We start from the raw sequence: 19,383 nt of genomic DNA, 5'->3' as shown, positions 1-19,383 counted from the left end.
GGCTGCTTTTGCAGCCTTTTTTATTGCGCTCTGCTACTCTGGTCAGCGTATATCATTCAGGGAAGCAGATAGCGGTCATCCATCATGTTAATTATCGAAGTCATAGCCCCCGCCAGTAACGAAGATGAAATCGTACGCCTGGCCAAAAAGAACGACGTCAGCGATGTCTGGCTCAGTGGCCAGCATAACAGTCAGGTGGTGATTAAAATCCTGCTGGGTAATGAAAAGTCGCAGAAAGTGCTCGATCAGCTGCAGACCATGATGGAAGGGAAAAATAACTTCCGGGTACTGGTTTATCCACTGGAGCTGGCGCTGCCCAATGAAAGCCTGAAAACCACCGCAATGACGCGGGAATCCCTGTCCAGCCGGCTCACAGCCGAGAGCCGCCTGAACTGGCATTTTATAATGCTGGTGTTCTTATCCACGATTGTGGCGGCCATCGGTTTAATTGAAAACAACGTGGCCGTCATCATTGGTGCCATGGTGATCGCCCCACTGCTGGGCCCCAACCTTGCCCTGTCGATGGCAACAACCTTAGGTCACCTGAAAGAAATGCGCCGCGCACTGGCCACACTACTGGCCGGTATCGGATTGGCACTGGTTATTTCCATCATTATCGGCTTGCTCTACCCGGATCTGGTAATCACTGATGAGCTCGACAGCCGCACGCACGTCGGCATGAGCAGCATGGCACTGGCACTGGCCTCCGGTGCAGCAGCGGCACTGTCGATTACCACTGGCGTTTCGTCGGTATTGGTTGGTGTGATGGTGGCCGTGGCATTACTGCCTCCGACGGTGACACTGGGGATTATGATCGCCATGCAACAATGGCATTCGGCCTTTGGTGCTCTGGCGCTGCTGGCGGTGAACATTGCCTCAGTGAATTTCACCACTCAGCTGACCATGCGCCTGAAAGGCATACAGCCACGGGAAGAAAAATTCCGCAATATTTCCCGCACAGTATTCGCTGCCGGGATTATTTTCTGGCTGGCATTACTGGTCTTTCTTACCGACCAGATGCCAGCCTTTGCCTGAGCCGTTAAAACAGTTTCCGAATCACAGCCAGCGCATCCGGCGGAATGCCCACAGCAATCCGCCGGCCAGCATAAACATCACTGCCAGCAGAATAAAATACCCGTACTGCACTTTCAGTTCGGGTATGTACTCAAAGTTCATACCGTACAGTCCGGCGAGAAAACTCAGTGGCACAAAGATCGCAGTAATCACCGTCAGAACCCGCATGGTGCTGTTCAGCTGGTGTGAGGTGATGGAAATATAGCCATCCACCAGATCACCACAGAGTTCATAGAACATGTTGATCAGACTGTGCAGCCGCTCGAAGCGGTCATGCAGATCAATCACGACGTGATCAATGGCACTGCCTTCCGGGAACAGCGAATATTCACCGGTTTTCAGCTCATCGGTAATATTCTGGTGATAATTGAAGGTACGGCGTAATTTCACCAGACGTGATTTGTAACCGATCACTTCTTTCATCAGCTCATCATTACCCTGCTCCATCAGCTCGTCTTCCAGATCGACCAGACGTTCTTCAAAGGCCAGGACCGTGTCCAGATAAATACCCGCCGAGGTATGCATAATCCGTAGCGCCAGATGGGCAGGTGATTTCTTCAGCTGTAGCGCAGCGCCATCTTTCATCATACGGTCAATGCTGATTGCGGCATGAGGGTGACGGGTAACCAGAAAGCGCTCGCCAATAAAGAAGCTTATGTTCTGCCCTTCATGATTCAATCCATCATCAAAGCTTTTAATGCCCCGATAAAGAATAAAGACATGGTCATCGAAATCTTCAATTTTAGGCGGGTGACGCTCACGCAGAGCATCAGTGACGGCCAGGGCATGACAACCCATATCTTCCAGCAAAGCGCGTTCTGCATCATCATTCTGCTCACACAGATCGACCCAGATGCGTGCGTTGCTGTCGGCCTTCCAGCGGGCCACCAGTTCAGCGCCGCCATAGGTGACGTCGTTATCACCATCAATCAAAAGTGTGCGCATAAATACCTTCTCCATTTAATCAGAATAGCGACAGCTGCAAACCAGCCAGCGCTTTAAAATCATCACCGGTGAACTGAAAGATCGAGTCCGCCGGAGGTCTTAACTGTTTTTCCAGATAGTGACTGTAATCCGCCGGCGTGCCGTCACTGCCATCCGGCCATACGGGTTCTGGTCCGGCGGCGGTAATACGGTATTCGATCCAGCCGCCACGACGGCTGTATCTGGAAGGCAATCCTTTAAGTGCCAGCCATTGTTCCAGTTTGGCGGCCGCCTGCGCATGTGGCGGAATATTTCGCTGATACTCAGCCAGAGGACGCCGCAGACGCTTGCGATACACCAGTTCGTGTTCGAGTTCACCATTGAGTAGTTGGTTCACCTGCGTTCGTAACCAGTCACCATAAGATTCCTGCATAAAAATCCTCCGGTACAGTTCGCGCTGAAAACGACGGGCCAGCGGTGTCCAGTCAGTACGTACCGCTTCGAGCCCTTTAAATACCATTTCGTCGTCACCTGCGCTATTGGTAATAAGACCAGCGTAACGCTTTTTACTGCCGGTTTCTTCGCCGCGGATAGAAGGCATAAAGAAGCGCCGGTAATGGGTTTCATATTCCATTTCCAGATAACTTTCGATGGCAAACTCCTGACGCAGGCGTTTCTGCCACCATTGGTTCAGACCTGCAGCCAGCGATTTACCTATGCTGTCAGCCTCATCCGCACTGACGTCTTTTTTCAGCCAGACAAATACCGAGTCGGTATCACCATAAATCACATCGTAGCCATGCTCTTCAATCCAGGCCGAGCTCTGCTGAATAATCTGGTGACCACGTTTGGTGATGGAGCTGGACAACCGGGTATCGTAGAAACGGCAACCCTCAGAGCCAAGCACGCCATAGCAGGATGCCATAATGACTTTAATGGCCTGACTCAGCGCTTTATTGCCGGCCTTTTTCGCCTGCTCACGTTTTTCTCCGAGCATGCGGATCAGATCCGGTAAAATATGATGCTGCTGATGAAAACGCCCGCCAAAAAAACCGGGCACTGATGTTTTATTCTGTTCCGATTCTTCGCCCAGCAACATACCTTCGGTCAGACCCTGAGGGTCAATTTTAAAAGTACGGATAATCGACGGATACAGACTTTTAAAGTCCAGCACCAGAACATGCTCAAACAGCCCGGGGCGTGAATCCATGACAAGCCCACCAGGGCTCTTCTGCTCGTGATAACCCTCACCGATATTAGGGGCAATATAACCAGCACGATGCAGCCGTGGCAGGTACAGATTTTCAAAGGCGGCTACCGAGCCCCCCATACGATCCATCAGCAGGCCGGTCATGTTCGAACGTTCAACTGAGAAATTCAGCAGATCGGCTTTAGCGAAAATACGCAGTACCAGTTCACAGTCTTTCAGGTTGTAATCGGCCAGCGCTTTTTTATCGTGCTCAAACAAATATTCAATATCGTCACCGCGTTGCTCGCCGTGCAGAAGTTTACCTTCGCCTAATAATTCACCAGCCACATAATCCAGCGCAAAGGATTCAAAATTCCAGGTGGCGTTTTTCAGCAGATCAATACCGTCCAGCACCACACGCCCGGCGATATGCAGAAAAATACGGTCAGGATTATTGTTACTCTGACGCCAGCTGAGTTCACTGCCGTCACGGCCGATATTAAAAGGCAGTGAATGCTCACGACATTTATTGCGCAGGAAAGCGAAGTCAAACTGCACAACATTCCAGCCGATGATGACATCCGGGTCGTAGTCATTAATCAGCGCCAGCGCAGCCTGCAACAGGCTGAGTTCGTCAGCAAAAAACTGTAACTGTGGAGTGGATTCTGCGCTATCACCAATCATCAGTACCCGTTGCAGGTCCTGCGCATAAAAACCGACAGAAAATAAGCGATCAGGCTGCCCACGTCGTGGAAAAGAGGTCTCGATATCCAGCGACAGAACGCGCATGGGCGGCAGATCATCCACCCGTGGAATAGCTTTTATCCGGGCATCAGTCAGTTCAGAAAATGATCCGCCGGATGCATTCTGCTGCAGCTGGCCTTCAAGTACGGCCGAACCATAAATAAAGCGCTCCATCAGATAACGGTCCGTCGGTCTTATGTCCACTTCCCGGCACACAATGTTCTGTTCAGCCATCAGATCGCGCCAACGATAAACATAGGCCGATGGCATATAACAGGCCGCCGCCTGTTCAGCAGCAAAAGACTGCAACGCCACTGGCCGGATTTTAACCGGCCAGTTAAGCGTTGCTGCGCAATCCTGCGCCCGCTGCAGATGTTTTCTGTCGATAAAACATACAGAGTCCTGCAATACTTTTTGTCGTACCGGCCCAATTGGGGTGTGCCACCAGAAGGTCAGCTCTGTGCTGTCGGTGCTGTCCTGCCAGCTACTGGTCAACAAAAAAGCGTTAATCATCAGGCGTTCTATACTCAGGTTAATGCGTTCCGGACCGGTGTCTGGTGCGCGTCGCGTGCGTTTTAAGAAAAACGTGCAGTCTAAAGCTATCAGACAGGTAAGACAGTATGACAACTCCCGTAATCAGTCAGGATCCGCTGTACCAGATGCTGCGCCACGACGACATTGCCGGTTTTAATAATGCCAGAGAGCAGGGGCAGGCGGTGAATCTGCGCGGTTGTGACCTGCGCGGTCTGGATCTGCGTAATATTAACCTGAAAGACATCGATCTTACTGATGCTTATTTCCGTGGTTCGGACCTGCGCGGCGTCGACTTCCGTGGCTGCATGATGGATGGCGTCAGTCTGGCCGATGCCAAAATCAGTGGCTGCTATTTCCCGGCCGAAATCCCGGCACAGGAAATTCTGCTGTCCGTTACCCATGGTATCCGTTTGCGTCACAACCGCTGATTCTCTGATGCTCTGGCATGATTTTTCATATTTTATGACCTGAAGGTCTTACATTGTTATTTTTCTTGTACTTTCTGTATTTAAGGCGCCGGTTATTTGAGGTACATTTCTTCACGCAACGATATTCGCAACATTATTAAGACAGTCCGCCGGGCGATAACGAGGGAACCTCATGTACCTGAATGGCAAGCCATCAGAAACCATTGAACAGTTGATCAGCCGTACTTCTCAGCTGACCAAAGCCCTGCTGCAGGACTTTGAAATTGAAACTGCGCCTATCTCGCTGGAGTCTGTGGATGACCTGTACGAAGTGTTTGACCGTGATCAGATCTTTCTGATTCATGATGGCATGCTGCATCTGAGCAAAAACAACATCAATCTGGTGAGCTTTGACGAGGGCGACCTGATTGGTATCCACCAGGCGTTTGATATGCCAATGCCGGTGCTGCGTACTGATGAGTATGTTGAACTGATCCCCATCGAGCGTGACCGCTTCCTGCGCCATATCTATTCCGACAAGCGCCTGCAGCACTACTGGAGTCACTTACTGGTCTGTCTGAACGCCCAGATGATGAACTACCTGGCTGATACCTTCAAAGACCAGGTACGCCCAACCGCTGGCTTCCAGAACCTGCAGCCAGGCGACGTCATACTTAAACAGGGTGATGCTGCGGAACTGGTCTACACCATCATCAGTGGCGAAGCCGACGTGTTTGTCGATGGCGTTAAAGTCGGTGAGCTAGCGGAAGAAGAAGTGGTCGGCGCTATGGCGGTGTTCACCGGTGAACCGCGCTCAGCCACCGTAGTCGCCAGAACGGCCTGTACCATTATGGCAGTACCGCAGAAAGACTTCGTCCTGCTGATCGAAGCTCAGCCTAAAGCTGCAGTAAACCTGATCGAAAACCTCGCCCGTCGTATCACCATTATCAATCAACAATTGATTGATAAAGAAGAGTCCTGAACGGACTACTCAGAAGAAAGCCGCTGATGCGGCTTTTTTTGTGCCCGCACCACAGCAGGAATACCCGTACCCGGAATCTTTACACAAAAAAGTGAAAATAAATGAGAATTATTCTTGACTCATCAAATGAGAATGACTATCGTTTGCTTATCGACGTTAGCGATAGCGCCGGTGTTCAGCATTCAGGCCCTCTCAGCCAGAATGGTGATCTCTCTCATCAAGCTAATCACGGTTGCTTTGCCCCTCTTTATGAGGGGCATTTTTTTGCCTGCCAGACAGGCTGTAGTCTGTCTCAGGACCAGTCGAGATAATTCCCCTGCAGGCGGACATCCAGCATAAACACCCCAGACACCCGCTCCGCCGTCAGAACTTCCGCTGCCGCGCCGTCCGCCATTAAGCGGCCACAACTGAGCAGCAGCACACGATCAGCAAAGTGACGGGCCAGATTCAGATCATGCACCACCATCACCACGGTCTTGCCCTGCGCCGTTAATGCCTTTGCCTTGTGCATACACTGCTGCTGATGGCGCAGATCCAGCGCGCTGAGCGGCTCATCCAATAGCCACAGCAGTGAACCGGCCTGCTGCATCTGCAGCCAGCTGCGGGCCAGTTGACAGCGCTGCTGCTCGCCACCGGATAACAGGCGGATGTCCCGCTTCGCCAGCCAGTTAATGTCCCAGTCGTTCAGTGCCTGCTGAACCTCTTTGCGCAGCGCCACCACAGACTGACTGTGAGCCAGACCGCCAAGCTCCACCACTTCCTGCACCGACAGCGGGAAACCGGCGCTGCTCAGCTGTGGTACCAGTGTCACCCGCTGCGCCCAGTCAGTGCGCGAGAAATCCGCTGCCGGCTGTCCGTTAACCAGCAATGAACCGGCATCCGGGCGAGACAACCCGGCCAGCAGATTCAGCAGGGTCGATTTGCCAGCGCCGTTAGGTCCCACCAGCATCACCAGCTCCCCGGCAGGTAAACGGAAACTGATGTCATGGACTATGTCTGCCTCATTCCGTGTGACCGTCAGTCCGGTCGCTTCCAGAATGGATGGAGAGGTATGAGTTACCATTGGAAACGCCTTTTTTCACGGACCATCAGGGCAATAAACAGTGGCGCACCGATCAGGGTGGTAACGATACCGATCGGCAGTTCTGCCGGAGCGATCAGAGTGCGCGCCAGAGTGTCGGCCGCGACCAATAATGAACCTCCAATAGTGACCGCCAACGGCATCATACGCCGGTGTGCGGCGCCGGTGAGCAGCCGCGCCAGATGCGGACTGATCAGACCAATAAAGCCGATCATGCCGGAAGCCGATACCGCCAGAGAGACAAATAGCGCCACCCATAACACCACCTGCCATTGCAGCTGGCTGACCTGAATTCCCATAGAGCGGGCTTCCACCTCACCGAGCAACAGCGCATCCAGACGCCGCAGCCGCGTCAGCCAGAACGCCAGCCCGGCCAGCAGAGCCAGTGCCATCAGCATCACCCATTGCCAGTCCGCGGCAGCCAGACTGCCCAGCGACCAGAAAGTAATCTGGCGTAGAGCATCATCAGACGCCATATAGGACAGCAGGCCAATCAGAGCACTGGCCAGCACGTTAACGGCGATACCGGCCAGAATCAGAAAACTCATAGCCTGCAATGAATTGCCCCGCAAGCCCAGACGCAGTACCACCAGCAGAGCCAGTACGCCACCGCCAAACGCCATCAGTGTTTGCCCCCAGGCAGGTAACGCCAGCCCGGATGCCAGCAGCACCACAAACAGCGCGGCACCGACCGCAGCGCCACCAGACACACCAATCAGCCCCGGGTCCGCCAGCGGGTTACGCACCATGCCCTGAATCAGCACCCCGGCCCAGGCCAGTAAGGCACCGACGAGAAAGGCCATCAGCACCCGCGGTAAACGGATCTGCCACAACACAGTCTGGCCGATGTCGGCGTGCAACAGCCATTCGAGTGGCTGACTGCCGCTTAACAGCCCGGGAATGATCACCAGCAGAGGTAGCAGCAGACACAGGGGCAGGATATGCTTTTGCCCCAGAAGATTGCTCATTAAGAATTACCAGAGGAAACAGAATGCGGGCATTGTGCCACACCAGTGAAATAGCGGAAGGCCAGAGCAAAGGTTTCGAGGTCGATGGCCAGCCGGTTTTTGCCGTGCGCAAGAATGGGCGCTTTTACGTTTATCGCAATCACTGCCCCCATCTGGGGATCAATCTGGAATGGCAGCCGGATCAGTTTCTCGACAGCGAGGGGTCGCTGATCCAGTGTGCCATGCACGGCGCGCTGTTTCTGATCGACAGCGGCGAATGCATTTCCGGCCCCTGTACCGGGCGCTCGCTCAGCGCGCTGCCGTGCGAGGAACGCGATGGGGAGTTGTGGGTCGCAGAAAGCGCGGAATAACCCGATCCGGTGAATAAACTGAACTCAGTTCTTCAGTTTATTCACACCGTCTTCAATCAGACCTTTACCACTGTCGAGCAGGTCGGAACCGGAATCTTTCAGACGCTCGGTCAGCGTCCCCGGAGCAAACGGGTTGGACAGCAGGGGCCGTTCGCGAATCCAGTTGGAGCCAACCCAGGCACCCAGCACAATCCCCACAATCAGTATCAGTAACTTGAATTTCAGGCCTTTCATACGCTTCTCCTGATTAATTTTAACTGTCGTTATTTTTGACTGTGGCTATTTTCTGTCCGTTGCCGTCTGGCCGCCAGTATTCAGATCAGCACAGGTAACGGTGTCGTCAGCGCCATGCCCCACTCGCTGAAGGTTACCCGGTAAGCGAGTACTTCCACGCCAGCTGAGGCCACTTCAGCCAGCGCTGCGGCGTATTTGGGGTCAATATCCGCTGCCGCCTGCACCCGCTCAATGCCTTCATGGGGTACACAAAAGAGCAGGACCGCGCGGTAACCTTCTTCCTTCAGAGCCTGCAAACGGCGTAAATGTTTCAGTCCACGCTCGGTTACCGCATCAGGAAAGGTCCCCAACCCCGCCGTTTCTTCACTGAGCAGGGTGACACTTTTTACTTCCACATAGATATCGGCATCACCCTTCTGCTGGGCAGACAGCAGAAAATCCAGACGCCCGTCAGCGACTTTGGGCTCGCGGCGGATGTCATAATCACCCGCCAGTTCGCTGATAACACCGTCTTTCAGTGCCTCCTCAACCAGCTGGTTTGCCCGCGCTGTGTTCACACAGGCACGGAACTGACCATCGACCTCAACCCACTCCCAGGACAGCTGATACTTACGCTTCGGGTTATGGCTGTCCCACAGCCACACCCGGCTGTCGGCGTCGGCGCAGTGCTTCATCGAACCGGTATTGGGACAGTGAGCGGTTACTTCCTGGCCATCATCCAGACGGATATCCGCCAGAAAGCGCTTATAGCGGCGCAGTAAGCGACCACTGACCAGAGCTTCATCGTATTTCATTGCCCCCTCACAACCAGTTACGCAGGCGCTCAACAGCTTCCTGCAGCCGTTCAAGACGGGTGGTAAATGCGAAACGCACATGGGTATCGGCCTGATACTCACCAAAATCCACCCCAGGCGTAATGGCGACTCCGGTTTCTTCCAGCACCTGAGCGCAGAAGCTCAGACTGTCAGCGGTAAAGCGGCTGGCATCAGCGTATATATAGAAGGCACCATCCGGCGCTACCGGAATGGTAAAGCCCAGTTCAGGCAAAGCAGCCAGCATATACTCGCGGCGCTCAGCCAGTTCCTGCCGGCGCGCTTCCAGAATGGCCATGGTGTCTGGCTCAAACGCCGCCAGCGCGGCGTATTGCGCCGGGGTTGGTGGCGCCAGAAACAGATTCTGCGCCAGGGTATCCAGCGTCGGAACCCAGGCTTCAGGCACCACGGCCCAACCCAGACGCCAGCCAGTCATACCGAAATACTTGGAGAAGCTGTTCAGCACCACGGCATCATCGGCGACGGAGAGCACCGTTTGCGGCTCAACTGTGTAATTCAGCCCCTGATAAATTTCATCGACCCACAGTCCGCCTGCTGCACCGCCATTATTCTGGCGCACGGCATCCGCCAAGGCGGCCAGCTCCTCCAGACTCAGAACGGTACCGGTCGGATTTGCCGGTGACGCCACCAGAGCAGCCTGAGTCGAGGCGCACCAATGTTGATCAATATCAGCCGGCGTCAGCTGGTAGCGTTGTTCTGCGCCACAGGGAATCAGTTGGCCGTGGCCTTCGAAAACCCGCGCGAAATGGCGGTTACAGGGATATCCCGGATCCGCCAGCATCAGCTGACGGCCTTCATCCAGCCGTGCCGCAGTGAGCAATAACAGGGCACCGGATGCCCCCGGAGCCAGCACAATGCGTTGTGAACTGACACGAACGCCAAATCGCTCGGCGTAATAATCTGCGATTTTCTGGCGCAGCTGGGGCAGACCGAGCGCCGGGGTATAACCGGTTTTGCCGGCTTTCATCGCTGTCACCGAGGCATCAATTAACGGCTCCGGCGTGGGGAAATCCGGCTCACCAACTTCCAGATGAATAATGTCACGCCCCAGAGCCTGCAAGGCCTGAGCCCGGGCCAGAATGGCCATCACCTGAAATGGCCGCACCTCTGAGGTACGGCGCGAGTGACCCGGATGTCCGGAAGAATTAGAAAGATTGTCAGAGGTTTTCATAAGGTTTCGGCACGGAATTGGCATTCTATTGTGCCAGATGCGCGATAAGCATCAATAAATGAAGAGATAAACAGTTGGCGGAAGGGATGTTATCTGATAGTTTCCCGGCCTTGTTTATTTGGGGCCCGGGGTAGACACCTGTCAATCCGGGGCGCATGGACCAGACCTCCGGTATTTCCGGTCAGAAGGTGAGGCAGAACATGATGCCACAAGAAAACAAAGAATTTGCCCTGTCGAATTTCACCCCCTACGAAATGGGCAAAGACGAAGAATACATGAACGATGCTCAGCTGGAGCACTTCGCTATGATCCTGCGCAACTGGAAACAGGAGCTGATGGAAGAAGTGGATCGCACCAAAGAGCATATGCAGACCGAGCTGAACAACTACGCGGACCCTAACGACCGCGCCAGTCAGGAAGAAGAATTCAGCCTGGAACTGCGCACCCGTGACCGTGAGCGTAAGCTGATCAAAAAAATCGAGAAGACTCTGGATCTGATCGAAAAAGGTGACTACGGCTTCTGCGAAGCCTGTGGTGTAGAGATTGGTATCCGTCGTCTGGAAGCCCGTCCTACAGCTGACCTTTGCATCGACTGCAAAACTCTGGCTGAAATCAAAGAAAAACAGCTGGGCGTTTAATCGCTGCTGCAACCCGGATACGTTCTGTATCCGGGTCGCTTCTACTGACACCGTTACCCTGCTGACATGACTGATTCAGCTTTATCCCCAGATACTCCTTCTTTATATACCGGCCGTTTTGCGCCATCACCCACTGGCCCACTGCATTTTGGTTCACTGCTTGCCGCACTCGCCAGTTATCTCGACGCCCGGGCGCACCATGGCCGCTGGCTGATCCGCATCGAAGATCTTGACCCGCCACGGGAAGACCCCACTGCCGCCGACAGTATTCTGCGTACACTGGAAGCTTATGGCTTTGAACATGATGGTGAAATCCGCTATCAGAGTCAGCGCCACGATGCTTATCAGCAAAACCTCGATCGTCTGATCCACCAGCAACAGGCGTTTCCCTGTCAGTGTTCACGCAAACAGCTGGATGGCAAACCCCATCACGGCAACTGCCACTGCTGTGCAACAGCGGACATTGCCTGGCGTTTTCTGGCACCAGAGAAGGGCGAATTCTGCTTCGATGATGGTTTACAGGGACGCTGGTGCGAAGATTTCAGTGCTATCGGCGATTTCGTTCTGAAACGCCGCGATGGCCCCTGGTCTTATCAGCTGGCCGTTATCAGTGACGACATTGATCAGGGCATCACCCATATTGTGCGCGGCATAGATCTGATCGACTCCACCGCCCGTCAGGCATTGCTGTATCAGGCACTGAATCAGCCATTGCCGGCGTGGTCGCACATTCCGGTGGCACTGGAAGCCAACGGCCAGAAGCTCAGTAAACAGAATCTGGCACGCCCCATCGCCGCCGACAGCATAAGTGACACGCTGTTTACGGCGCTGCTATGGCTGCGACAACAGCCGCCGCAGACGCTGCGCGGCGCACCCGCCGGAGAACTGCTCAGCTGGGCCATTGCCCACTGGCGCAGTGATGCACTCAAAGGTCTGCAGGGCATCGCCGCCCCGGATACGTTCTGCCGCGACTGAGGCTCTGTCTTCTGTTCACCGTCATTGATCATTTATTGCGCATAATGCAGCGTGGCTGGCGTTCACTGATGGGTATTGTGGTACTCTTGCTGCTTTGAATTGCGGGCACTGTCAGAATTCTATGTACGATTATCGCCTCGGTATGGCGTTTCTCGTGGGGATTTATCTCCTCTCTCCCATCGTCATGGACTGGTGGCTGGACTCTCACGGAGCCTGGTACCGGCCCTTTGCCATCTGGTTTGTGCTGATCGGATTTTATATCTGGCTGAATCATAAACGGGGTGATGATGAGCTTTAGTCTCAATCAGCTGGGGCTGATTGTTCTCGGCTATCTGTTCACCCTGTTCTTTGCCGCCTATGCGGTGGAACGTGGCTGGGTGCCGAAACGCATCGTACGCCATCCGCTGGTGTACGTATTCTCCCTTGGGGTTTACGCCAGCGCCTGGGCCTTTTATGGTTCCGTCGGTCTGGCGAACCAGTATGGTTACGGCTATCTGGCCTATTATCTGGGCATTTCCGGCGCCTTTGTGATGTCGCCGATTCTGTTACGCCCGCTGCTGCACATTACCCGCATCTATCAGCTCAGCTCGCTCGCCGACCTGCTGGCTTTCCGCTATCGCAGCCGCCTCGCAGGCATGCTGGTCGCACTTTTCACCCTTGCCGTGGTGGTACCATCACTGACCCTGCAGATCACAGCCATCACAGATTCATTGCAATTGCTCAACAGCGAATGGCCGGACAGTGCGCTGGCCTTTGGTTTCTGTGTGATCATGATTATCTTCGCCGTACTGTTCGGCGCCCGCCATGTATCGCCGCGGGAAAAGCACGAAGGTCTGGTATTCGCGCTGGCGTTTGAATCCCTGCTCAAACTGCTGGTGATTCTGGTGCTCGGCGGTGTCGCTCTGTTCGGTGTCTTTCATGAAACCGGCGGCCTTGAACAATGGCTGATCGACAACCACCAGCAACTCACCGAGCAGCATAAACCGCTGCAGGAAGGGCCGTGGCGCACTCTGCTGCTGGTGTTCTTCGCCGCCGCCATCGTGATGCCCCACATGTTCCATGTGGTGTTCACCGAAAACCTCAACACCGATGCGCTTAAGCCTGCCAGCTGGGGCTTCCCTCTGCTGCTGCTGGTGATGGCCATCGCAGTACCACCAATTCTGTGGGCCGGTGTTTATCTGCAGGTGGATACTCCGCCGGAATACTACGCCCTGGGCATAGGTCTGGCACTGGAATCCCCCGCCCTGACGCTGATGACCTTCGTTGGCGGTCTGGCAGCAGCCTCCGGGGTGATGATTGTGATTACCCTGGCCAGCGCCGCCATGGTGCTTAACCACATCGTCCTGCCGGTGCATAAGCCCAGCCCGCGTCATGACTTTTATCGCTGGCTGCTGTGGATGCGGCGCAGCCTGATTGCCGGCATTCTGCTGCTGTCTTACGTGTTCTACCGCATGATGGGTGGCGATCTCGATCTGTCACGACTGGGGATTCTGGCGTTTGTTGCCGCGCTGCAGTTTCTGCCTGGTGTGCTTGGCCTGCTGTACTGGCCAAAATCCAACCGCAAAGGCTTCCTCGCCGGTCTGATCAGCGGCATTCTGCTGTGGCTGTACACTATGCTGCTGCCGTTTTCCGTGGCCGCGCTGGGCTGGAAACTGCCCATCTCGCTGCCGGTAGTAAACGAAGCCAACTGGCATCTGTCGGCGGTGATTTCCTTCGGCGTTAACGCTGCGCTGTTTGTGCTGGTCAGTCTGGTTACCAAGCAGAAAGCGTCAGAGATTTCCGCCGCCCAGGCCTGCTCTATCGATACCCTGTCGCGCCCCAGCCGCCGCCCACTGATGGCAGGAAACTCCAACGACGTGATTACCGCGCTGAGCAAACCGCTGGGGCGCTATGTCGCCGAACGTGAGGTGTATCAGGCACTGCATGATCTGGATCTGCCGTCCTATGAAGACCGGCCGTATGCCCTGCGCCGCCTGCGCGCGCGACTGGAAGCCAATATTTCCGGCCTGATGGGACCAACCGTGGCCCACGATATCGTCGGCCGTTATCTGCCCTTCCAGGAAAATGCCGAGCTGAGCGAAGACATCTATCAGATTGAGCAGCGTCTGGAAGGCTTTCACGATCGCCTCAGCGGTCTTGCCGGCGAGCTGGATAACCTGCGCCGCTACCATCGCCAGACGCTGGAGCGTCTGCCCATGGGCGTGTGCTCCATGGCCGATGACGGCGAAGTACTGATGTGGAACCAGGCCATGACTGATCTGACGCACATCAAATCCGATGAAGTTACCGGTTCGCACCTGACCCGCCTGCCGCCGCCATGGCGCGGACTGCTGCAGGACTTCGTGCTCAGTCAGGCCATGCACCAGTACAAGAAACGGGTCGAAATCGGTGCCCGTCCGCGTTGGTTCAGCCTGCATAAGTCGGTGATCAAACCCACCGGCGGGCAGCCTGGCGGTATCGTTATTCTGATGGAAGATCAGACCGAAACCCAGATGCTGGAAGAAGAGCTGATGCACAGTGAGCGGCTGGCTTCCATCGGGCGTCTGGCAGCCGGTGTTGCCCATGAGATCGGCAACCCGGTAACCGGTATCGACTGCATTGCCCAGACCATCCGCTATGAAACCGATAACCCGGAACTGCTGGAGATGGCCAACCAGATTCAGGAACAGACCAAGCGCGTATCGCGTATTGTGCAGTCACTGATGAACTTTGCCCACGGCGGTAACCAGACCGCAGAACATGAACCGGTCAATATCGCCCACGTGGTCGATGACGCCATGCAGCTGCTGCGGCTGAGCAAACGCAGCGAATCCATCAGCTTCGTCAATGACTGTGATGACGAACTGAGCGTGCTCGGCGATGATCAGCGGCTGGTACAGGTATTTGTTAATCTGTTGAGTAATGCCCGCGATGCCAGCGGCAGCGGTCAGCAGGTGAGGGTTGCCAGTGAGGCCGATGAGCATCAGGTAACCATCCGTGTCACCGATCAGGGGCACGGCATTCCGGCCGATAAACTGGACCGGATTTTTGAACCTTTTTTCACCACCAAAGATGTCGGTAAGGGCACGGGTCTTGGCTTGTCACTGGTTTATAACATAGTGGAAGAGCACTATGGTCATATATCAATAGAGAGCCCGGTCGCGGAAGATCGGGGAACCTGTGTTAAAGTCAGCCTGCCACGCTATAACCTGACAGAAGAATCGGAATCCATAGTATGAGTCACATACTGGTCGTTGAAGACGAAGCCATTATCCGTCAATCCGTACGCCGCCTGCTGCAGCGTCATAACTACCAGGTCACAGATGTTGATTCACTGGATGCCGCCAAAGAGCAGGATCTTAATGCCTTCGATCTGATCATCTCAGATCTGCGTCTGCCCGGTGGTCAGGGCACTGAACTGGTTGAACTGGCGGGTAACACCCCGGTACTCATCATGACCAGTTACGCCAGCCTGCGTTCCGCTGTGGATGCCATGAAAATGGGCGCCGTGGACTACATCGCCAAGCCGTTCGATCATGAAGAAATGGTTAAGGCGGTCAAACGCATCCTGACCGAATCTCAACTGACGGCGAAGCCGGTTCAGGAAGAAAAGCTGACCCATGAAGTCAGCAAAGAATACCCACACAACGGCATTATCGGCAGCTGCGAACCCATGCTGCTGTTGTTCAAAAAAATCAGTAAAGTCGCTCCCACCGACGCCACCGTACTGATTCAGGGCGAATCCGGTACCGGTAAAGAACTGGTCGCCAAGGCCCTGCACGAACAGAGCCGCCGCGCCAGCGCGCCACTGATTTCCGTCAACTGCGCCGCCATTCCGGAAACCCTGATCGAATCCGAATTGTTCGGTCATGAAAAAGGCGCTTTTACCGGTGCCAACACAATGCGTCAGGGCCTGGTTGAAGCCGCCGATGGCGGTACGCTGTTCCTTGATGAAATCGGCGAACTGCCACTGGAAGCTCAGGCGCGCCTGCTGCGTGTACTGCAGGAAGGTGAAATCCGCCGCGTTGGCTCCGTGCAAAGCCGGCAGGTGGATGTCAGGCTGGTCGCAGCAACCCACCGTAATCTGAAAGATCTCGCTTCCCGTGGTGAATTCCGCGAAGACCTTTACTATCGCCTGAACGTGGTCGAACTGCACCTGCCACCCCTGCGTGAACGCGGTGACGACGTGGTGGAAATCGCGGATGCCATGCTCTCCCGGGCCTGCGAAAAAATGCATCAGAAGCCGATGCACTTCACCGAAGAAGCCGTTCAGGCCATCCGCCAGTACCAGTGGCCCGGCAACGTGCGGGAACTGGAGAACGCGGTGGAACGGGCGGTGATTCTGGCCGATGAAGACGAGATTCCGGCCAGTATTCTGGGCATCGATCTGTCGCCGGACCGCTATATCAGCCCGAGCATGAAAGAACATCTGGCGGAAGACGATCAGTTCCGCGCGACCGACAACCAGCCACAACAGGGGGATCTGTCACTGGACGATTACTTTGTGCATTTTGTGCTGGAAAACGAGCAGAACATGACCGAGACGGATCTCGCGCGCAAACTGGGTATCTCACGCAAAAGTCTGTGGGAACGTCGCCAGCGCCTGGGAATTCCGCGCCGCAAAGGCAAGTAACACCAACCGGCTTTTCTTCTGGCTGCCGCTGCCGGCGGCCGGTCTTTCTCTGCGCTTTATCTCTGTTGCCCGCTCGCGGCAGTATTCTTCAACGGCACTTTATAGCGACGATCAGCATAGCAACGATCAGCAATCGATCAGTCCCCACACAGCAACCAATCTACAACGAATAAACAACCGACCAGCAACGTGGCATGCTCCATCTCCCCCATCACACTGTGGCCCGCCAGCCCCTGAAAAAGGCCTGCCCCCATCCCTGAGCAACCCATAAGTAGAATCACGCAGACCATGAGAAGTAGCACGAGTGTAACCACAGCGGTTACACTTACCCAAATATCGGTCATATCATGCCAATAAGGGTAACACTTATCGCGCCACAGGCTCTGAAAGACTCCCCATAGAAACCCATAAGTTATTGTTTTTAAAGGACTTATATGAGTTTATCAGTAATTGGCACGAGGATAGCTATAGATATACAAACCAATAAAAAAAGCACTCTGAAAAATAAAAATAAAAAACCTGAGTGCGGTGGCCAACAAAATAAAAATAACAAAACGGCCTGAGTTCATAATAAAAATAACAAGCCCCAACTCACTGACAGATGATTGCTTTGCTGACGGCGTTCGCCAGCAAAGCAATCCTCTTTCTTATCTACCTCCCCCCCTGTTCCGCACTGACCTTCAACTTCTGTACCTCTTCAGTTCGTCCAGAGATGTCTGTTGGCTGGCAGCCTGCACCAGATCCATAACCGCACAACCATCTCAGTACTATTCTTCACCCGACAGCCCTCCCAGAATAAATATTTTCAGCTTGCTGTGTTACGTGCCTGCCACTATCTGTGCTCAACAGAACAGCCTCCGGATTTCCGCGAAGATCGTCGATAAGTGACTTTCCTGTCAGCCAGACCGATACCAGCCTGGGAGAAATGCGCCGGAGAGAAGTGTTCTAGCGAGAAGTGTTCTAGCGAGAAGTGAGCCAGAGAGATGTGTGCTTGAGAGAGGTGTGTTTGAGAGAAGCGAGCTGGAAAACCTGAGAATGTCCCCAGGGAGAGACCACAGATCCTGCATGAGCAGATCAGCCCTGCAGAGAAAAGAGCCCGCGACAGAAAGATTTCTGACCTGATGTACTGAAAACGACAGCAGGCTAAGACGGAACAGGCCTGGTTGTTACAGGTTGTTACCCCTTGTCCTGAACTGTTACCTATGACCCCGATTGCCGTAACACTTTAGGCTAAGTTTAGGTTACATCGGGCCACGAAAAAACCATAAGCATCTGATTTTAAAGGATTTTAATTTTTTGGCACGCTGCCTGCTCTATCTAAGATATATGGCAAGCAGCGAACAATAAAAATAACAAACGCTGTGAACCACATCCGGCCCACAATAAAAATAATAACGGGCCGGGCACGACCCGGACTAACAATAATAAAAATCCCGGGATAACTATGAACACACTGTTTTGAATGTGCCGTTCTGAGCCGGTAACAATAATAATAAAGCCGCCGCATCAGTTCATTCAAAACAGTCGGTTCGCCCCACGGTAGAAGAATAATAACAACAGGGACTGTCACAGAGCCGCTATATGCGGCTTTTTGTTTGTCTGCAGCTCAGGTTTTTCCTGCCCATCAGGCCGCTGACGGTGTAAACATTTATTTGTTACCGCCTTAGGGGTAAACTTCCGGCCTTTGTAACTCTCTACTTAAGCGAAAGCCAAGCGAAGCATTTTGATAAAATCCTTTACTGACACTGTTAAAGCCGGCATCAAACGCCTGTCCGGCAGCAGCCGCAGCCAGACCCCGGCGCCACTGACAGTGATTCCCCGGGACCAGCACCAGATCAGCCGCAGCAACATCAGCGAAAATGCGCTGAAGGTGCTGTATCGCCTCAACAATGCCGGTCATCAGGCGTTACTGGTCGGCGGCGGCGTGCGTGACACCCTGCTGGGGCTGAATCCGAAGGATTTTGACGTGGCGACTGACGCCACACCAGAGCAGGTTAATCAGCTGTTCCGCAACTCGCGCCTGATCGGCCGCCGCTTCAAGCTGGTTCATGTGGTATTTGGCCGCGAAGTGATCGAGGTGGCCACCTTCCGTGCACCACCGACTGAAGATCATTCTGCCAAAGTCGCCGCCACCGGCGATCAGGGTATGATTCTGCGTGACAACGTTTACGGCAATAAAGATGAAGACGCCATGCGTCGCGACTTTACCGTCAACGCTCTGTACTACGATATTGCTGACTTCAGCGTACACGCCTATGCCGGTGGCTGGGATGATCTGCAGAACAAACGTCTGCGTCTGATCGGTGATCCGGAAACCCGTTACCGCGAAGACCCGGTACGCATGCTGCGCGCCATCCGCTTTGCTGCCAAACTGGGCTTTACCATTGAAGCTCAGACCGCAGAGCCCATTCCGGTGATGGCACCCTTGCTGGAACAGATCCCGGCCGCCCGTCTGTTCGAGGAAGTGCTCAAACTCTTCCTGCACGGTAACGCACTGGATACCCTGCGTCTGTTACGTGAATACAATCTGTTTGGCGCCCTGTTCCCGGCGACCGAACAGTGCCTGCGCGATGATCCAATGGCGCTGGCCATGGCGGAGAACACCATGCGTAACACCGATGACCGCATCCGTGCGGGTAAATCGGTAACACCGTATTTCTTCCTGGC

18 protein-coding genes are annotated in these 19,383 nt (G+C 54.4%); 11 read left to right on the top strand and 7 right to left on the bottom strand.

Features of this window, described 5'->3' with window-relative positions:
• Positions 1-84 precede the first annotated feature (84 nt).
• Positions 85-1,035, top strand: coding sequence for a TIGR00341 family protein (locus B2Z72_RS13515; protein WP_296980809.1), 951 nt, complete (start codon positions 85-87; stop codon positions 1,033-1,035).
• Between the two features lie 21 nt (positions 1,036-1,056).
• Here B2Z72_RS13515 and B2Z72_RS13510 read toward each other — a convergent pair whose 3' ends face one another.
• Positions 1,057-2,019: a magnesium transporter CorA family protein gene (locus B2Z72_RS13510; protein ID WP_296980811.1), complete on the bottom strand. Its 963-nt coding sequence runs from the start codon at positions 2,017-2,019 to the stop codon at positions 1,057-1,059.
• Between the two features lie 19 nt (positions 2,020-2,038).
• A complete protein-coding gene (locus B2Z72_RS13505) occupies positions 2,039-4,444 on the bottom strand; it encodes a DNA polymerase II (protein WP_296980813.1) in 2,406 nt (801 codons plus the stop codon).
• Positions 4,445-4,551: 107 nt separating this feature from the next.
• Between B2Z72_RS13505 and B2Z72_RS13500 the strand changes: the two genes are divergently transcribed.
• Both B2Z72_RS13500 and B2Z72_RS13495 read left to right on the top strand, forming a co-directional pair.
• On the top strand, positions 4,552-4,893 hold the full coding sequence (locus B2Z72_RS13500) for a pentapeptide repeat-containing protein (RefSeq protein ID WP_296980814.1): 342 nt from the start codon (positions 4,552-4,554) through the stop codon (positions 4,891-4,893).
• Positions 4,894-5,065: 172 nt separating this feature from the next.
• Entirely contained in the window at positions 5,066-5,854 is a 789-nt protein-coding gene (locus B2Z72_RS13495; RefSeq protein ID WP_296980815.1) for a cyclic nucleotide-binding domain-containing protein, read from the top strand.
• Between the two features lie 292 nt (positions 5,855-6,146).
• On the opposite strand, the gene B2Z72_RS13490 is transcribed toward B2Z72_RS13495, so the two are convergent.
• A complete protein-coding gene (locus tag B2Z72_RS13490) occupies positions 6,147-6,917 on the bottom strand; it encodes an ATP-binding cassette domain-containing protein (RefSeq protein ID WP_297005037.1) in 771 nt (256 codons plus the stop codon).
• Positions 6,911-7,903 carry a FecCD family ABC transporter permease gene (locus tag B2Z72_RS13485; protein WP_296980818.1) on the bottom strand — a complete coding sequence of 331 codons (993 nt, stop codon included), beginning with the start codon at positions 7,901-7,903 and terminating at the stop codon, positions 6,911-6,913. The genes B2Z72_RS13490 and B2Z72_RS13485 overlap by 7 nt, the downstream gene beginning before the upstream one ends.
• 23 nt (positions 7,904-7,926) lie before the next feature.
• Between B2Z72_RS13485 and B2Z72_RS13480 the strand changes: the two genes are divergently transcribed.
• Entirely contained in the window at positions 7,927-8,253 is a 327-nt protein-coding gene (locus B2Z72_RS13480) for a Rieske (2Fe-2S) protein (RefSeq protein ID WP_296980820.1), read from the top strand.
• 24 nt (positions 8,254-8,277) lie between these two features.
• Here the strand turns inward: B2Z72_RS13480 and B2Z72_RS13475 are convergent, their stop codons facing one another.
• The 3 genes from B2Z72_RS13475 to B2Z72_RS13465 all read right to left on the bottom strand — a co-directional run bounded on the left by B2Z72_RS13475 (position 8,278) and on the right by B2Z72_RS13465 (position 10,491).
• Positions 8,278-8,487, bottom strand: coding sequence for a hypothetical protein (locus tag B2Z72_RS13475; protein WP_296980822.1), 210 nt, complete (start codon positions 8,485-8,487; stop codon positions 8,278-8,280).
• 80 nt (positions 8,488-8,567) lie between these two features.
• The gene (gene sfsA, locus B2Z72_RS13470) at positions 8,568-9,281 is read right to left on the bottom strand and encodes a DNA/RNA nuclease SfsA (RefSeq protein WP_296980824.1); all 714 of its coding nucleotides are present in this window, start codon (positions 9,279-9,281) and stop codon (positions 8,568-8,570) included.
• Between the two features lie 7 nt (positions 9,282-9,288).
• A complete protein-coding gene (locus B2Z72_RS13465; RefSeq protein ID WP_296980825.1) occupies positions 9,289-10,491 on the bottom strand; it encodes a pyridoxal phosphate-dependent aminotransferase in 1,203 nt (400 codons plus the stop codon).
• 200 nt (positions 10,492-10,691) lie between these two features.
• On the opposite strand from B2Z72_RS13465, the gene dksA reads away from it, so the two are divergent.
• The 7 genes from dksA to pcnB all read left to right on the top strand — a co-directional run.
• On the top strand, positions 10,692-11,129 hold the full coding sequence (gene dksA, locus B2Z72_RS13460; RefSeq protein WP_414716350.1) for an RNA polymerase-binding protein DksA: 438 nt from the start codon (positions 10,692-10,694) through the stop codon (positions 11,127-11,129).
• Between the two features lie 66 nt (positions 11,130-11,195).
• Positions 11,196-12,104: a tRNA glutamyl-Q(34) synthetase GluQRS gene (gene gluQRS, locus B2Z72_RS13455; protein WP_296980827.1), complete on the top strand. Its 909-nt coding sequence runs from the start codon at positions 11,196-11,198 to the stop codon at positions 12,102-12,104.
• Positions 12,105-12,225: 121 nt separating this feature from the next.
• Positions 12,226-12,402: a hypothetical protein gene (locus tag B2Z72_RS13450; RefSeq protein WP_296980829.1), complete on the top strand. Its 177-nt coding sequence runs from the start codon at positions 12,226-12,228 to the stop codon at positions 12,400-12,402.
• Complete coding sequence (locus B2Z72_RS13445) at positions 12,392-15,322, top strand: sensor histidine kinase (RefSeq protein ID WP_296980830.1); 2,931 nt, start codon at positions 12,392-12,394, stop codon at positions 15,320-15,322. Before B2Z72_RS13450 ends, B2Z72_RS13445 begins: the two co-directional genes overlap by 11 nt.
• Positions 15,319-16,716 (top strand): sigma-54-dependent transcriptional regulator, encoded by a 1,398-nt coding sequence (locus B2Z72_RS13440; protein WP_296980832.1) that lies wholly within the window; start codon positions 15,319-15,321, stop codon positions 16,714-16,716. Before B2Z72_RS13445 ends, B2Z72_RS13440 begins: the two co-directional genes overlap by 4 nt.
• 434 nt (positions 16,717-17,150) lie before the next feature.
• A complete protein-coding gene (locus B2Z72_RS13435; RefSeq protein WP_296980834.1) occupies positions 17,151-17,279 on the top strand; it encodes a hypothetical protein in 129 nt (42 codons plus the stop codon).
• 1,160 nt (positions 17,280-18,439) lie between these two features.
• On the top strand, positions 18,440-19,383 hold a 944-nt coding region (pcnB, locus tag B2Z72_RS13430), incomplete at its 3' end, for a polynucleotide adenylyltransferase PcnB (RefSeq protein WP_414716705.1).

Source organism: Thalassolituus sp. UBA6592 (assembly GCF_002433655.1).
GTDB lineage: Bacteria > Pseudomonadota > Gammaproteobacteria > Pseudomonadales > Oceanobacteraceae > Venatoribacter.
The sequence above is the reverse complement of the archived record's forward strand: the minus strand, read 5'-3'. Positions and strand labels throughout refer to the sequence as shown.

Bases quoted from the DNA above. Each gene is read 5' to 3' on its own strand.
- B2Z72_RS13515 (WP_296980809.1), top strand. From the start codon at position 85: ATGTTAATTATCGAAGTCATAGCCCCCGCCAGTAACGAAGATGAAATC.
- B2Z72_RS13510 (WP_296980811.1), bottom strand. From the start codon at position 2,019: ATGCGCACACTTTTGATTGATGGTGATAACGACGTCACCTATGGCGGC.
- B2Z72_RS13505 (WP_296980813.1), bottom strand. From the start codon at position 4,444: ATGATTAACGCTTTTTTGTTGACCAGTAGCTGGCAGGACAGCACCGAC.
- B2Z72_RS13500 (WP_296980814.1), top strand. From the start codon at position 4,552: ATGACAACTCCCGTAATCAGTCAGGATCCGCTGTACCAGATGCTGCGC.
- B2Z72_RS13495 (WP_296980815.1), top strand. From the start codon at position 5,066: ATGTACCTGAATGGCAAGCCATCAGAAACCATTGAACAGTTGATCAGC.
- B2Z72_RS13490 (WP_297005037.1), bottom strand. From the start codon at position 6,917: ATGGTAACTCATACCTCTCCATCCATTCTGGAAGCGACCGGACTGACG.
- B2Z72_RS13485 (WP_296980818.1), bottom strand. From the start codon at position 7,903: ATGAGCAATCTTCTGGGGCAAAAGCATATCCTGCCCCTGTGTCTGCTG.
- B2Z72_RS13480 (WP_296980820.1), top strand. From the start codon at position 7,927: ATGCGGGCATTGTGCCACACCAGTGAAATAGCGGAAGGCCAGAGCAAA.
- B2Z72_RS13475 (WP_296980822.1), bottom strand. From the start codon at position 8,487: ATGAAAGGCCTGAAATTCAAGTTACTGATACTGATTGTGGGGATTGTG.
- sfsA (WP_296980824.1), bottom strand. From the start codon at position 9,281: ATGAAATACGATGAAGCTCTGGTCAGTGGTCGCTTACTGCGCCGCTAT.
- B2Z72_RS13465 (WP_296980825.1), bottom strand. From the start codon at position 10,491: ATGAAAACCTCTGACAATCTTTCTAATTCTTCCGGACATCCGGGTCAC.
- dksA (WP_414716350.1), top strand. From the start codon at position 10,692: ATGATGCCACAAGAAAACAAAGAATTTGCCCTGTCGAATTTCACCCCC.
- gluQRS (WP_296980827.1), top strand. From the start codon at position 11,196: ATGACTGATTCAGCTTTATCCCCAGATACTCCTTCTTTATATACCGGC.
- B2Z72_RS13450 (WP_296980829.1), top strand. From the start codon at position 12,226: ATGTACGATTATCGCCTCGGTATGGCGTTTCTCGTGGGGATTTATCTC.
- B2Z72_RS13445 (WP_296980830.1), top strand. From the start codon at position 12,392: ATGAGCTTTAGTCTCAATCAGCTGGGGCTGATTGTTCTCGGCTATCTG.
- B2Z72_RS13440 (WP_296980832.1), top strand. From the start codon at position 15,319: ATGAGTCACATACTGGTCGTTGAAGACGAAGCCATTATCCGTCAATCC.
- B2Z72_RS13435 (WP_296980834.1), top strand. From the start codon at position 17,151: ATGAGTTTATCAGTAATTGGCACGAGGATAGCTATAGATATACAAACC.